The following is a 15299-nucleotide window of genomic DNA, read 5'->3' as shown; positions in this document are numbered from 1 at the left end:
GCCCTCAGGACTCTCACGCGATCCTTGGTGATGAATGTAGGCTAACCTTAGTTTCGTGTCAACACGGTCCGCCGCAGAGCCGACGGGAACTCCTTCCCCGCCTCACGCGTTACACAATCGTGAGCGATGGCGGCCTCGACCGACACGATCCATGACCGGCACGAAGCGGAGAAATCAGGGAGTCGACGTAAGATGAAGAAGATGAATGGATTGGGCGATCTCGAGCGTGCCGTCATGGACACCCTGTGGGCGTCCGCGACGCCACAGACCGTGCGTCAGGTGCATGCCGAACTGGCCAAGAGCCGCACTCTCGCGTACACGACCGTCATGACCGTGCTGCAGCGTCTCACCAAGAAGGGTCTGGTTACCCAGATCCGTGACGACCGCGCACACCAGTACACGGCCACCTCGCCGCGCGAGGACCTCGTGGCCAAGCTGATGGTCGACGCACTCAGTTCCGCCGACGCCCCGGACTCGCGTCACGCGGCCCTCGTCTCGTTCGTCGGACGAGTCGGCTCGGACGAAGCCGCGGCACTGCGCGAAGCTCTCGATGAGCTGGAAGCCACGCGCGGCAGCCACAGTTGACTACCCTGACATGAGATCACCGACTCCGACGACCTGGGGAGGGCCATGACGGCGCTGCTGTTCGGCATCCTCACGATCGCCTTGGTCGGACCGATCCCCGCTTCCCTCTCCCGCGCCACCTGGCCGCTCTACGCTCCGCGTGCGGCGATGGCCCTGTGGCAGTCGATCGCCCTCGCAGCCGTGCTGTCGGCATTCAGCACCGGGCTCGCGATCGCCGCCAACCTGCTCTCGCCCGGGCCCAACGGTGCGCCGACCAGCAATCCCATCGAAGAGACCCACCGGCTCGGCTGGTTTCTCTGGACGGTCTACGTCGCGGTCTTCGCGCTGACCCTCCTCATCGGCGCGCGCCTGATGTACACCGTGATCCGCGTCGGCATCCGCACGCGGGCGCGACGCAATGCGCACCGCACGCTCATCGACCTGGTCGACAACGCCGACCGCAGGCTCGCGGCCGGGCGCGACATCCGGATCCTCGACGTCCCCGCGCCGCTCGCCTACTGCCTGCCCGGACTGCGCAGGCGAGTAGTCCTCAGCGAAGGTGTGCTGGCTCGACTCGACGAGCGCGAGCTGACCGCCGTCATCGAACACGAACGCGCACACCTGCGGGCCCGGCACGATCTGGTGCTTGAGGCATTCATCGCGCTGCACGAGGCCTTCCCCCGATTCGTCCGGTCCAAGTCCGCGCTCGGGTCGGTGGAACTGCTGGCCGAGGCCCTGGCCGACGATCAGGCCGCGCGTGCCACCACTCCCACCACTCTCGGCCGCGCACTGGTGGCCTGCGCGGACGCGACCGCACCTCGCGGCGCCATGGCGGTCGGCGGCCCGACCACCCTCGTCCGCGTCCGGCGGCTCTCATACATGCACTCCGCACGCCGCATCTCGGCGACGGCCTACCTGCTCGCCGCGGCCATCCTGGTCGTTCCGACCCTCGCGGTGGCCATCCCCTGGCTCACCGAGCTCAGCCGCCTCATCGCCCACCACTGACGACCGCCGAGACGCTGTGACATGAAAGGTTCCCCGTGCGCTTCCTGGACGGCCACGCACCGCACTACGACCTGACTTACGACGACGTCTTCATCGTTCCGAACCGGTCGTCGGTGGCCTCGCGGTTCGACGTCGACATGTCGACCTCCGACGGCACCGGCACCACCATCCCGCTGGTGGTCGCCAATATGACGGCGATCGCCGGAAAGCGGATGGCCGAGACCGTGGCGCGACGCGGCGGCCTGGTGGTGCTTCCGCAGGACGTGCCGCTCGATGTCGCGGCCCGGACCATCGCCTACGTCAAGAATGCGCACCTGGTGGCCGAGACGCCGGTCACCCTCTGCGCGACCGACGTGATGGCGCATGCGCAGGCACTGATCCCGAAGCGTTCGCACGGCTACGCGGTGGTCCTCGACGGACGTCGGCCGATCGGACTGATCCCACGCGCGGCGCCCGGACACGAGATCGACCTCTTCACCGATGTCGCCTCGGTCGCCGAGCCCGTGCCGGTGACCCTGCCCGCCGAGACCGACCCCCGGCTTGTCTTCGACGCGCTGGTCGAGGCGAACGCCGACCTGGCCGTACTCACCGACGGAGCCGGCGAGCTCGCCGGCGTGCTGACCCGCCTCGGCGCGCTCCGGTCCGGTATCTACCGCCCCAACGTGGACGCCTCGGGCAGGCTCCGGATCGGTGCCGCGGTCGGCATCAACGGGGACGTGGTCGGCAAGGCCCGCGCACTGGTCGAGGCCGGGGCCGACCTGCTCGTCGTCGATACCGCTCACGGACATCAGGAGAAGATGATCAGTGCGCTCGCCGCAATCGCGGGCGCCGATCTCGGCGTCCGGCTGGCCGCGGGGAATGTGGTGTCCGCACAGGGCACGCTCGATCTGATCGAGGCGGGCGCCGACATCGTCAAGGTCGGTGTCGGCCCGGGCGCGATGTGCACCACGCGGATGATGACCGGCGTCGGCCGGCCACAGTTCTCGGCGGTCGCCGAATGCGCCGCCGTCGCACGCGAGCACGGTGCGGCGGTGTGGGCGGACGGCGGCATCCGGCACCCGCGGGACGTGGCGCTGGCGGTGGCGGCCGGCGCATCGAATGCGATGGTCGGTTCCTGGTTCGCCGGAACGTACGAGTCGCCGGGCGACCTGCACGCCGACTCCGCAGGCGAATACAAGGTGAGCTTCGGCATGGCGTCGAAACGCGCCGTCGCCGCGCGTTCGTCCGCCGACGCCGCATACGATCGTGCCCGGAAAGCGCTGTTCGAGGAGGGCATCTCCTCCTCGCGCATCCGTATCGACCCCGACCGCCCCGGAGTAGAGGACTTGATCGACCACATCTGTTCAGGAGTCCGCAGCACCGCGACCTACGCCGGTGCCTCGACTCTGCAGGAATTGCACGACAAGGTGGTACTGGGCGTCCAGTCCGCCGCCGGTTTCGCCGAGGGACGCCCGCTCCCGGGTGGTTGGTGACCCGCGCCGGTGAACGTATTCGTCATCATCGCGAGTCTGGCCGGATTCATCGCGCTGACGCTGGGCACGGCGCTGTTCGTCGCCGGAGAGTTCTCGCTGACCGCGCTCGAACGGTCCACCATCGCGGGCGACGTCGCGCGTCGCGGCGATCGCCGTGCGCGAGCCGTCGACCGAGCGCACCGATCCCTCTCCTTCCAGTTGTCGGGCGCCCAGCTGGGCATCACGATCACAACGCTGATCACCGGTTACATCGCCGAACCGGTGCTGGCGACCCTGTTCGCGCCCGTGCTGGAGGCGATGAGGATTCCGGACGGAGTCGCCGACGGCATCTCCCTGGCGCTGGCCCTGATCATCGCCACCTCGCTCTCGATGGTCCTCGGTGAGCTGATACCGAAGAACCTCGCGATCACCAAGCCGCTGGCGGTCGCGCGCGCCACCGCCACTCCCCTCGCGATGTTCTCCTCGTTCTTCCGGCCGGCGATCAACGGCCTCAACGGCTCGGCGAACGCACTGGTGCGGCGCCTGGGCATCGAGCCCACCGAAGAACTCGGGTCGGCGCGGTCGGCTGCCGAACTCGCCGCGCTGGTGCGCAACTCCGCGCTGCGCGGGGCCCTCGACCCCGACACCGCGACTCTCGTCGACCGGTCGCTGCGTTTCGGCGATCTCACGGCCGCGGACCTGATGACTCCCCGCGTGCGGATCGAATCGCTCGAACCCAACGACTCGGTGCGCGATCTGATCGCCGCCGCTTCCCGGACCGGCCACTCCCGGTTCCTGATCGCCGAAGGCGGCGACCTCGACAACCTCGTCGGCGTCGTCCACATCAAGCAGGCCTTCACCCTGCCGCCGCAGAGCCTCGCGACCACGTCGCTGCGGTCGCTGGCACGCCCGATCACCCGGGTCCCGGACAGCCTCGACGGCGACTCGCTGATGGATCGCATCTCGTCGAACGGCCTCGAGGTCTGCGTGGTCATCGACGAGTACGGCGGCACCGCGGGCCTGGTGACGTCGGAGGACATCGTCGAGGAGATCCTCGGCGACGTCACCGACGAGCACGACGTCGAGGAGTCGGACGTGACTCCGGTCGGCAACGGCTTCCGCTGCTCCGGGCTGCTGCGGCTCGACGAACTGCAGAGCGGCACCGGCTACCGCGCACCCGAGGGGTCGTACGAGACGCTCGGCGGACTGGTGATGTTCTGCCTCGGCCGCATTCCGCGCACCGGCGACATCGTCGACCTTCCGCAGCGCGAGTCGGCCGGCGAGAACTTCCTCGACGAACCCGAACCCCGATGGCGCGCGACCGTGGTGCAGATGGATCAGCGCCGCGTCGACAAGGTGTGGATGACGATCATCGACGGCAGTGCCGAGCCCGGCGGGACGGAGGCGTCCCGTGGGTGACTGGTGGGGAATCCTGCTGACGGTGGTGCTCCTGGCCGCCAACGCCTTCTTCGTCGCCGGCGAGTTCTCGCTCATCGCGGCGCGGCGGGACCGGCTCGTCGCCCTCGAGGAATCGGGAAAGAAGCGTGCCCGCACGGTGATCGAGGCCTCCGAGCATCTGTCGCTGATGCTCGCGGGCTCGCAGCTCGGAATCACGATCTGTTCGATCCTGCTCGGTCGGGTCGCCGAACCGGCCATCGCCCATCTGATCAGCGCACCGCTGGATCTGATGCGCGTGCCGAGTCAGCTGCTGCACCCGATCGCCTTCGCGATCGGTCTGGCGATCGTGGTGATCCTGCACATCCTGCTGGGTGAGATGGTGCCGAAGAACATCGCGCTCGCCGGCCCCGAGACCGTGGCGATGCTGGTGGTTCCGGTGCACCTGGTCTTCATGCGCGTCGCACGGCCGCTGATCTGGTTCTACAACGCGTTGGCGAACATCTCGCTCAGGGCGATGCGCGTCGAGCCCAAGGACGAGTTGGCGACCACGGTCAACGAGGCCGAGCTGGCCGACATGATCGGCGAGTCCCGGGAGCTCGGTCTGCTCGACGCCGACGAGCACGAGCGGCTCACCCGCGCACTGACGACCGTCGAACGGACGGTGGCCGAACTGATGATCCCGCTGAGCACGGTGCGCAGCGTGCGCGTTCAGCTCGACGCATCGACGGGCGGACTCGGTCCCACACTCGGTTCAGTCGAGCGTGCGGTGCGCGAGACGGGTTACTCCCGCTTCCCCGTCCGCGGGTTGGACGGCTCGTTCATCGGCTACCTGCACATCAAGGACGTGCTCGACGACATCCTCGATCCGGCCGTCGGCCCGGAGTCGATCATCGGTGTGGACCAGATCCGGCCGCTGCCGAAGATCGGTTCGGCGACACCGCTGGACGAAGCCACCGTCGTGCTCCGCCGCACCAGCGCCCACCTCGGGGCGGTCGTCGACACGGCGGGCACGATCATCGGGGTCATCGCACTCGCCGACCTCGCGGAGGCCTTCGTCGGCGACCTCCGCGACTCCACGCACCGCATCTGATGCAGCGGCAGGAGACGCTGTCGCGCCCGGAGTGGCAGTCCCGGGCCGACGCCCACCGGGAGCGCGTCGAGACCCTCATCGGTCCGTATCTGCGGATGCGGAACGAAGGACGCAAGCACCCGGTCATCGACTTCCTGTTCACCTACTACTCGGCCCGCCCCGGTCAGGTGCTGCGCTGGCATCCCGGCTACGGTGTGCGGCTGGCCCAGGCCCACCGCTACTCCGGTCTGCGTGGCTACCGCGTCGATGTCGACGGCACCGCAGAGGTGACGCGCGAACATCTCGAGTCCCGGGTCCGGCTGCTCACCGACACCGTCCGCATCACGCGGGCGACGGCGAACCGCGCACCGCGCCTCGGTTGTCTCGGCCTGCACGAGTGGGCGATGGTGTATCGCGCCGACGAGACCCGTCACGAACTGCCGCTCCGGCTCGGCGCGCGCGGCACCGACGCCGTGGTCGAGGAGAGCACACTCGCGTGCACGCACTTCGACGCCTTCCGGTTCTTCACCGCGGACGCGGTCGGGCGCAACGCCACCGCCCTGAGTCGAGCCGGAGCCGTCGACAACGAGCAGCCGGGCTGCCTGCACGCGACGATGGACCTGTACCGCTACTGTCTGCGCCTCACGCCACTGCTCCCGGCGGACCTGCTGGCCGACTGCTTCGAGCTGGCCCTGGACGCGCGGGAACTCGACATGCGAGCCAGTCCGTACGACCTCACCTCGTACGGCTACGCACCGGTGGCCATCGAGACGCCCGAGGGGCGGGCCCGGTACGTCCGCGAGCAGGCGGCTATCGCGCGGCGCGGGCAGGAACTCCGTGAGGCCCTCATCACAACCTGCGACAGCCTTCTCGAATCGGTCGGCCTCGGATAAATACTCGCTGGTAACCCCTTGTAACATGAATGATTGTGGGCGGGCCGCTTCCGGAGTCATCCGGCACGCAGCCGACGTTCCCGCAGTACGCACTCGCAAAGGAAAGGTTGCCATGACCGAACGCGTCACCGTCAACGGATTGCAGGTCGCCGAAGTCCTCTACGACTTCGTCAACAACGAAGCGCTTCCCGGCACGGGTGTAGACGCCGAGAAGTTCTGGGCGGGCGCTGCGGCCGTGATCAACGACCTCGCTCCCCGCAACCGCGAGCTGCTCGCCGTCCGCGACGACCTGCAGGCCAAGATCGACGCCTGGCACCGCGACCACCAGGACTTCGACTTCGACGAGTACAAGGCCTTCCTGACCGAGATCGGCTACCTCGTCCCGGTGCCCGAGGACTTCCAGATCACCACGGAGAACGTCGACGAGGAGATCGCGAACATCCCCGGACCGCAGCTGGTGGTGCCGATCCTCAACGCCCGTTTCGCCCTCAACGCGTCCAACGCGCGCTGGGGCTCGCTGTACGACGCTCTCTACGGCACCGACGCGATCCCGGAGACCGGCGGTGCCGAGAAGGGTTCGTCCTACAACAAGGTCCGCGGTGACAAGGTCATCGCGTTCGCCAAGGCCTTCCTCGACAAGGCCGTGCCGCTGGAGCAGGGCAGCCACGCCGACGTGACCTCGTACACCGTCGTCGACGGCAAGGTCGTCGCCGCGATCGGCGACGCCACCACCACCTTCGCCGACCCGAACGCGTTCGCCGGCTACACCGGCGACGCCGCAGCGCCGTCGGGCATCCTGCTGCGCCACCACGGTCTGCACGTCGAGATCCAGATCGATCCGGAGTCGCCGATCGGCGCCACCGACGCCGCCGGCGTCAAGGACGTCGCCGTCGAATCCGCCGTCACGACGATCATGGACTTCGAGGACTCGGTCGCCGCGGTCGACGCCGACGACAAGGTGCTCGGCTACCACAACTGGCTCGGCCTCAACAAGGGCGACCTGGCCGAAGAAGTCAACAAGGGCGGTAAGACCTTCACCCGCACGCTGAACCCGAACCGGGTCTACACCGCGCCCGACGGCACCGGCGAGGTGGAACTGCACGGTCGTTCGCTGCTCTTCGTGCGCAACGTGGGCCATCTGATGACCAACCCCGCCATCCTCGACGCCGACGGCAACGAGGTCCCCGAGGGCATCATGGATGCGCTGATCACCTCGGCGATCGGCATCCACGGGATGAGCGCCGAAGGTCTGCAGAACTCCCGCACCGGCTCGATCTACATCGTGAAGCCGAAGATGCACGGTCCCGACGAGGTCGCCTTCACCAGCGAGCTGTTCGGCCGCGTCGAGGACGTCCTCGGCCTGCCGCGCAACACCCTCAAGGTCGGCATCATGGACGAGGAACGCCGCACGTCGGTGAACCTCAAGGCGTCGATCAAGGCGGCCTCCGAGCGCGTGGTGTTCATCAACACCGGTTTCCTCGACCGCACCGGCGACGAGATCCACACCTCGATGGAGGCCGGCGCGTTCGTCCGCAAGGCCGAGATCAAGGGCCAGACCTGGTTCAACGCGTACGAGGACTCGAACGTCGACACCGGTCTGCACGCGGGTCTGCAGCACAAGGCGCAGATCGGCAAGGGCATGTGGGCGATGCCGGATCTGATGGCCGACATGCTGGAGCAGAAGATCGGTCACCCCAACGCCGGTGCCAACACCGCGTGGGTGCCGTCGCCGACCGCCGCCACCCTGCACGCGCTGCACTACCACGAGGTCGACGTCTTCGAGCGTCAGGACGACATCGCCAAGCGCGAACCGGCGTCTGTGGACGACATCCTGACCATCCCGCTGGCGAAGAGCACCGACTGGAGCGAGGAGGAGAAGCGCGAGGAACTCGACAACAACGCGCAGTCGATCCTCGGCTACGTGGTCCGGTGGATCGACCAGGGCGTCGGCTGCTCGAAGGTGCCGGACATCCACGACGTCGCGCTGATGGAGGACCGCGCAACGCTGCGCATCTCCAGCCAGCTGCTCGCCAACTGGCTCCGTCACGGCATCGTCACCGAGGACGAGGTCGTCGCCGCGCTCGAGCGGATGGCACCGGTGGTCGACCGGCAGAACGCCGGCGATCCCGCCTACCGTCCGATGGCACCGAACTTCGACGGCAACATCGCCTTCCAGGCCGCCAAGGACCTGATCCTCAAGGGCGCGACGCAGCCGAGCGGGTACACCGAACCGCTGCTGCACGCCGCGCGCCGCGAGTACAAGGCAGCCAACGCCTGATATACACGGAAGGTGCAGACCACCGAGCCCGGACCGGATTCTCGGTCCGGGCTCGGTGCATCGGCCCGCTGGACGCGCATCGGCCTGGCATGACACGAATCGCCGGAGGAAGGACGATCAGTGGCGAAGCACAATTCGGGTGGACGCAGTCGGACTTACATCAGCCGACCGCTGCTGGCATTCGTCCTCGCGATCATTCTGATCGCGGGCATCGTCACGGCGTGGCGTCAACTCGGCGATCGAATCGACGACGAACAGCCGGTGGCGGCCGGTGAGTGCCTCGAGGGACCGGCGAAGATCTCCGTTCTGGCCGATCCCGCGATCGCACCGGGTCTGCAGAGGATCGCGCAGGACTACAACAACACCGAGCCGGTGGTCCGCGACCACTGCATCACCGTGGACGTGCGACCCGCCGACGCCCGCGCGACTCTCGAGGGTCTGACCGCCCAGAAGTGGGACGCGCAGACCTACGGTGATTTCCCCGCCGCCTGGGTGCCCGAGTCGTCCATCTGGTCCGCGGCCCTGCAGACCGCGAAGCCCGACGTGCTCCAGGGCAACCCGGAATCGCTCGTGTCGTCGCCGGTCCGGCTGGCGATGGAGCCCGAGATCGCGAAGGCCGCCGACGGCCGCATCGGGTGGTCCGACCTGCCCGCGCAGACCCGCGCCAATTCCCTCTCCGCGTACGGCAGATCGTCGTGGGGCTCGATGCGCATCGCGATGCCCACCGGCCCGCAGTCGGCCGCGACCGCACTGGGAGCCCAAGCAGTCGCGGCCGCGACCGTCCCGACCCAGAAGCCGCTCACTCTCCGACAGGCGCAGTCACCCGAGGTGGTCGCTGCGCTCGATCAGCTCATGTCGGCTCCGCCGAAAGTCGGGGACGGCTCCATCGACGCCGCCGTCGACTCGATCGCCGGGACCGGCGATCCCTCCGATGCGCCGGTCCGCGCCGTGTCGGTGACCGAGCAGCACCTCTACATGCTCACCAAGGACGACAAGACCGCCCGGGTCGCGGTGGTCGCGCCGAAGGGCCCGACTCCGTCGGCCGACTATCCGGTGGTGAAACTGTCGGGCCAGTCGGTTCCGGCGCACGTCAGCGACGCCGTCTCTCAGTTCTTCACCTTCGCGCGCAAACCGGCCCAGATGCAGATCCTGACCAAGGCGGGTTTCCGCGGTGCCGGGCCGCTGCCTGCACCGACGCCGACCGTGACCTTCGGCCCGATCGCCGACCCGATGCCGCTCCCCGAGCCCGCGGCCGCGGTCGCGATCAGCAAGGTGGTCTACCCGGCGGCGGCGCCGTAACAGCGGGACCGGCGCGAAGGGCCTACCGCTTCCGATTCCAGAACTGGTGTATGAGGCCGCTGCCGGTGGTCACCGACTCGACGTCGAAGCGGTCCTGGAGTTCGGCACAGCCGTCCCAGATCGAGACGCCCGAACCGATCACCACCGGGACGACGACCAGATGCATGAAATCGACCAGGTCGGCGTGCAGGAACTCGCGGACGGACGTGGGTCCGCCACCGAGGCGGACATCGCCGCCGGCGAGTCCGCGCGCGTACTCGAGCGCCTGCGGCGCCGGGGCGTCCACGAAGTGGAAGACGGTGCCGTTCGCGAACTCGATCGGCGGGCGCTCGTGATGCGTCAACACCACCACGGGTGTGCGGAACGGAGGCTCGTCGCCCCACCACCCGCGCCAGCCGTCGTCGGCCCACGGTCCGGTCTGCGGACCGAACTTGCGGCGTCCCATTATCTCGACGCCGATCCCCTGACTCCACGCACTGGTGAACACGTGATCGGCGCGAACCGGCTCGGCGATCGCGTCCACACCCCAGATCACCCGGCCGTCGAAGTGGTCGAACAACCGGGCCGCCTCGCCGATCGGCGCATCGTACGTGACGGTTCCGCCCGCACTGAAACCGTCGAGCGAGACGTTGAGGTTGTGGACACGGACTTTGGACATCGCGAGCCTCCTGTCGGTGCCCGCGAGCCTACTCGCTGAAGGCCTCGATCGGAGGGCAGCTGCAGACGAGGTTCCGGTCGCCGAAGGCTCCGTCGATCCGGCGGACGGCCGGCCACACCTTGGCGCGCGCTCCGGACGACGGGAGACCGTTCGGGTACACGGCGGTGAGCCGGTCGTATCCGTGATTCCACTCGCCCACCAGGCATTCGGCGGTGTGCGGCGCGCCGGCGAGCGGATTGTCCTCGACCGACCAGGTGCCGTCGGCGACCTTGTCGATCTCGCCGCGGATGGCGATCATCGCGTCGATGAAGGCGTCGAGTTCGGCGAGATTCTCGCTCTCGGTGGGCTCCACCATCAGGGTTCCGGCGACGGGGAAGCTCATCGTGGGCGCGTGGAAGCCGTAGTCGGCGAGTCGCTTGGCGACGTCGTCGACCGAGACTCCACTGTCCTTGGTCAGTTCACGCAGGTCCAGGATGCACTCGTGAGCCACCCAGCCGCCCTCTCCGGTGTAGAGCACCGGGTAGTGGTCGCGCAGGCGACGCGCGATGTAGTTGGCGGAGGCGATCGCGGTCAGCGTGGCGGTCCGCAGTCCCTGGGCACCCATCATGGCGATGTACGCGTAGGTGATCGGCAGGATCGACGCCGAACCGTACGGCGCCGCCGAGATCGCGACGCCGGTCTGCGGAAGTTCGGAGGCCAGCGGGCTGCTCGGCAGGAACGGCGCCAGATGCTCGCGCACCGCGACCGGTCCGACGCCCGGGCCGCCGCCGCCGTGCGGAATGCAGAACGTCTTGTGCAGATTCAGATGCGAGACGTCGCCCCCGAACCGGCCCGGCCGGGCCAGGCCGACGAGCGCGTTGAGATTGGCGCCGTCCACGTACACCTGGCCGCCGGCCTCGTGCACCGCGTCGCAGATGTCGGTGACCTCGTGCTCGAACACGCCGTGGGTGGACGGGTAGGTGATCATGATGCCCGCCAACTCGTCGCGGTGCTTCTCGATCTTCGCGCGCAGATCGTCGATGTCGACGTCCCCGGTGTCACGGCTGGCCACCACCACCACGCGCAGCCCGGCCATGACGGCCGACGCCGCATTGGTTCCGTGAGCACTGGAGGGGATGAGGCAGACGTCGCGTGCGTCGTCGCCGCGCGAGAGATGGTAACGGCGAATCGCGAGCAGACCCGCGTACTCGCCCTGCGAGCCGGCATTGGGCTGCAGGCTCACGCGGTCGTAACCGGTGACGGCCACCAGCCAGTTCTCCAGCCGAGCGATCAGCTCGCGGATGCCCTCGCTGTCGGAGAGCGGGGCGAACGGGTGCAGGCCGCCGATCTCCGGCCAGGTGATCGGCTCCATCTCGGTGGTCGCGTTCAGCTTCATCGTGCACGAGCCCAGGGGGATCATGCTGCGGTCGAGAGCGATGTCCTTGTCGGAGAGCATCCGCAGGTAGCGCAGCATCGCGGTCTCGGTCCGGTGCAGGTGGAAGGCCGGATGCGTCAGATACTCGCTGCTGCGGTTCGCGATCGGGGCACTGAACTGCGTCGCCGCGGCACCCGCGGCGCCGAAGGCGTCCAGGACGGCATCGATGTCGGCGGCGGTGGTGGTCTCATCGCACGCGACGCCCACGCGGTCGCCGTCGATCAACCGCAGGTTGATGCCGTGGCGCGACTTGGCCGCGTCGACGATCTCCGCGGCCCTGCCGTCGGCCCGCACGGTGAGGGTGTCGAAGAACGAGGCGTGCTCCACACCGAATCCACCGCCCGCGAGGCGATCGGCGAGGTCTGCGGCGTGCCCGTGCACCCGCTCGGCGATCGCCTTGAGCCCGGACGGGCCGTGGTAGGAGGCGTACATCGCGGCGATGATGGCGAGCAGCACCTGCGCCGTGCAGATGTTGCTGGTCGCCTTCTCGCGTCGGATGTGCTGCTCGCGGGTCTGAAGTGCCAGGCGGTACGCGAGGTTGCCGTCCGCGTCCTTGGAGACGCCGACGAGGCGCCCCGGAAGCTGACGAGTGCGTTTGGTGTGCACCGCCAGGTAGCCGGCGTGCGGTCCACCGAAGCCCATCGGGACACCGAAGCGCTGTGTGGTGCCGAAGCACGCATCCGCGCCGAGCTCTCCCGGAGGGGTGATGAGAGTGGCGGCCAGCAGGTCGACGCCTGCGGCGATCAGCGCACCTCGCGCATGCGCCGCCTCGATGACCGGGCCGAGATCGGTGATCCGGCCGCTCGCACCGGGCGTCTGCACGATGACTCCGAAGAACTCGCCCTCGGGAAGCCCCGCGTCCGGCGCCGACCCATCGAGCTCGGCTTCGACCACCTCGATGCCTAGCGGCGTCGCACGGGTCTCGATCACCGCACGCGTCTGCGGGAAGAGGTCGGAGTCGACGACCACGCGGTTCGACTTCGACTTACCGGCGCGGCGCAGCAGCGTCATCGCCTCGGCGGCCGCGGTCGCCTCATCCAGCATTGAGGCGTTCGCCACCTCCATGCCGGTCAGATCGCACACCATGGTCTGGAAGTTGAGCAGCGCTTCGAGCCGACCCTGGCTGATCTCCGGCTGGTACGGGGTGTAGGCGGTGTACCACGCCGGGTTCTCCAGGACGTTGCGCTTGATGACTCCGGGCGTGTGTGTGTCGTAGTAACCGAGACCGATCATCGATCGGGCGACCACATTGCGATTCGCGAGTTCGCGCATCGCCGCGGTCGCCTGCGCCTCCGTCAGCGGAGCGGGCAGGGCGTCCAGTCCCGGAGCGAATCCGTTCGTGTCCGCGCCGTCGGCGATCGACGCGGGAACCACCTTCGCGGCGATCTCGTCCAGGGATCCGACGCCGAGGACGTCGAGGATGACAGCCAGTTCGTCGGCGTCGGGGCCGAGGTGACGCTGGGAGAACACAGAAGCGGGGGTCGACAAGAGGGCACCTTGATCTTCTCGGTCCGGCCGCGCCGGACTGGTCCCTCCCCCTCTGTCATGCCGCACGAACGCAGCGCCTGAGAGATTCGGCAGCGGCGGACCGATGCCTTTCACCGTGGGCGGGCGGGTGCGCGCACCCGCCACTTTCCAGAGACGTCGTCAGCAGCCACGGTCCCGGGTGCCTGAGAGTTTGACGGAGAGGTGTTGCTCCTTCGGCGGTTGCCCGGATGTCCCGGACGACGCTCTCCCGCAGCGTAGCGACGCACCGACAGGGTACCAAGAGTCGGGCGCGAATCACGGTCCGGCGTGTGGACCGTCACGCGGGACTGCCGACGTGGCCTATCCGGTGCGCCGGGTGCGGTTCTTGCGACGGGCCGCCAACTCGTCTTCGGGCGACGGTTCGCTGACACCGTCGTCGGCACGCTCCCCCGGGAAGTCCGCGATGGTTCCGGTGAGTTCGCGCATGGCGCCCGACACGGCGATGCCGAACACGCCCTGTCCGCCCTGGAGGAGGTCGACGACCTCTTCGGCGGAGGTGCACTCGTAGACCGTGGTGCCGTCCGAGAACAGGGTGATCCGGGCGAGGTCCTCGACGCCGCGCTTACGAAGGTGGTCGACCGCCACTCGGATGTTCTGCAGCGAGATGCCGGTGTCGAGCAGCCGCTTCACGATCTTGAGAACGAGGATGTCTTTGAAGGAGTAGAGACGCTGGCTTCCCGAGCCGGCCGCGCCCCGGATCGACGGCACCACGAGCGAGGTGCGAGCCCAGTAGTCGAGCTGTCGGTAGGTGATCCCCGCGATCTGGCAGGCGCTCGGCACGCGGTAACCGACCAACTCGTCGGGCACCGTGTCGTTGGGGAACAATCCCGGAGCGATGTCATCCAGGCCGCCTTGTACCGGCATCGCACTCACCGATTCCGCATCGGCGGACGGGTGGTCGCCGGACTGCAGATCTGACGGATGATCGCCCACGGTAGCTCCCTTACACAAGACTCGGGCCGGCGGAACTCTCGTATCGAGCGTACTCCCGACCGCTGACAAAGTGTTCGTCAACGCTCACGGTGACGATGCTGGGATAAAACTATGGACTCCGCGGCACGCAATCAACGCGACTCGCGGTAAACCTCAACCTAAACTTCAGGTGTAGACAAACGGTGATGACGAAGAGACGGATTCGTTACCGTGTCGGGCGGCGCGCCGCCCCGGAATCCGACGTCGCATCGGGTTCGGCGACGAGCCCGTAGGGTCAGGACCCCGACTCGGGACCGAGGAAGTCCTCGGGCGAGACCTGGTCGAGGAACTCGCGAAACGCCTCCACCTCGTCCTCGCTCGCACCGTCCGCGGCCTCCGCGGAGGGCTCGCCGTCCTCGTCGGGCATCAGCATCCCGGCGTCGTCGAGGACGTCGTCGGCGGCGATGATCGGCGCACCGCAACGCATGGCGACCGCGATCGCATCCGACGGACGGGCCTCGACGACCACCTCGCCGTCGAAGACCATCTCTGCGTAGAAGGTGCCCTCCTGCATGTCGACGATCCGAACCTGCTGAAGGGAACGGCCGAAGGCCTCACAGAGATTGACCACGAGATCGTGAGTGAGCGGGCGGGGCGGCTCCACGCCCCGCTGCTGCAGCGCGATGGAGGCGGCCTCGCTCTGGCCGATCCAGATCGGCAGATACCTGGCGCCGCTCACCTCGCGCAGCAGCAGGACCGGTTGGTTCTGTGGAGGCTCCACTCGGATACCCACGACACGCATCTCACCCATGGTCTCGCCTCCTGATCTCT

12 protein-coding genes and 1 riboswitch are annotated in these 15299 nt (G+C 68.3%); of the genes, 8 read left to right on the top strand and 4 right to left on the bottom strand.

The features are described 5' to 3' along the window. Positions 1 to 192: 192 nt before the first annotated feature. The 8 genes from ACE11G_RS08125 (at position 193) to ACE11G_RS08090 (ending at position 9957) form a co-directional block, all read left to right on the top strand. Positions 193 to 585 carry a BlaI/MecI/CopY family transcriptional regulator gene (locus tag ACE11G_RS08125; RefSeq protein WP_375004010.1) on the top strand — a complete coding sequence of 131 codons (393 nt, stop codon included), beginning with the start codon at positions 193 to 195 and terminating at the stop codon, positions 583 to 585. Positions 586 to 630: 45 nt separating this feature from the next. Beyond that, complete coding sequence (locus ACE11G_RS08120) at positions 631 to 1569, top strand: M48 family metalloprotease (RefSeq protein ID WP_375004009.1); 939 nt, start codon at positions 631 to 633, stop codon at positions 1567 to 1569. Positions 1570 to 1604: 35 nt separating this feature from the next. After that, entirely contained in the window at positions 1605 to 3041 is a 1437-nt protein-coding gene (locus tag ACE11G_RS08115; RefSeq protein WP_006895068.1) for a GuaB1 family IMP dehydrogenase-related protein, read from the top strand. Positions 3042 to 3050: 9 nt separating this feature from the next. Beyond that, on the top strand, positions 3051 to 4439 hold the full coding sequence (locus ACE11G_RS08110; RefSeq protein WP_006895069.1) for a hemolysin family protein: 1389 nt from the start codon (positions 3051 to 3053) through the stop codon (positions 4437 to 4439). Further along, a complete protein-coding gene (locus ACE11G_RS08105) occupies positions 4432 to 5508 on the top strand; it encodes a hemolysin family protein (RefSeq protein WP_006895070.1) in 1077 nt (358 codons plus the stop codon). The genes ACE11G_RS08110 and ACE11G_RS08105 overlap by 8 nt, the downstream gene beginning before the upstream one ends. Next, positions 5508 to 6380, top strand: a complete 873-nt coding sequence (locus ACE11G_RS08100; protein WP_006895071.1) for a hypothetical protein — start codon at positions 5508 to 5510, stop codon at positions 6378 to 6380. The genes ACE11G_RS08105 and ACE11G_RS08100 overlap by 1 nt, the downstream gene beginning before the upstream one ends. Positions 6381 to 6492: 112 nt before the next feature. After that, complete coding sequence (locus ACE11G_RS08095) at positions 6493 to 8658, top strand: malate synthase G (RefSeq protein WP_006895072.1); 2166 nt, start codon at positions 6493 to 6495, stop codon at positions 8656 to 8658. A gap of 120 nt (positions 8659 to 8778) precedes the next feature. Beyond that, entirely contained in the window at positions 8779 to 9957 is a 1179-nt protein-coding gene (locus tag ACE11G_RS08090) for a substrate-binding domain-containing protein (RefSeq protein ID WP_278127391.1), read from the top strand. Between the two features lie 22 nt (positions 9958 to 9979). On the opposite strand, the gene ACE11G_RS08085 is transcribed toward ACE11G_RS08090, so the two are convergent. The 4 genes from ACE11G_RS08085 to ACE11G_RS08070 all read right to left on the bottom strand — a co-directional run bounded on the left by ACE11G_RS08085 (position 9980) and on the right by ACE11G_RS08070 (position 15279). Next, a complete protein-coding gene (locus ACE11G_RS08085) occupies positions 9980 to 10615 on the bottom strand; it encodes a dihydrofolate reductase family protein (RefSeq protein ID WP_375004008.1) in 636 nt (211 codons plus the stop codon). A gap of 28 nt (positions 10616 to 10643) precedes the next feature. Then, entirely contained in the window at positions 10644 to 13517 is a 2874-nt protein-coding gene (gcvP, locus tag ACE11G_RS08080) for an aminomethyl-transferring glycine dehydrogenase (protein WP_375004007.1), read from the bottom strand. Between the two features lie 159 nt (positions 13518 to 13676). Next, positions 13677 to 13777, bottom strand: a riboswitch (glycine riboswitch). Between the two features lie 79 nt (positions 13778 to 13856). Continuing rightward, positions 13857 to 14489 carry a MerR family transcriptional regulator gene (locus ACE11G_RS08075; protein WP_006895076.1) on the bottom strand — a complete coding sequence of 211 codons (633 nt, stop codon included), beginning with the start codon at positions 14487 to 14489 and terminating at the stop codon, positions 13857 to 13859. A 274-nt stretch (positions 14490 to 14763) separates the two neighbouring features. Next, positions 14764 to 15279 (bottom strand): bifunctional nuclease family protein, encoded by a 516-nt coding sequence (locus ACE11G_RS08070; RefSeq protein WP_006895077.1) that lies wholly within the window; start codon positions 15277 to 15279, stop codon positions 14764 to 14766. Positions 15280 to 15299 lie beyond the last annotated feature (20 nt).

The organism is Gordonia sp. PS3 (assembly GCF_041950545.1).
GTDB lineage: Bacteria > Actinomycetota > Actinomycetes > Mycobacteriales > Mycobacteriaceae > Gordonia > Gordonia sihwensis.
The sequence above is the reverse complement of the archived record's forward strand: the minus strand, read 5'-3'. Positions and strand labels throughout refer to the sequence as shown.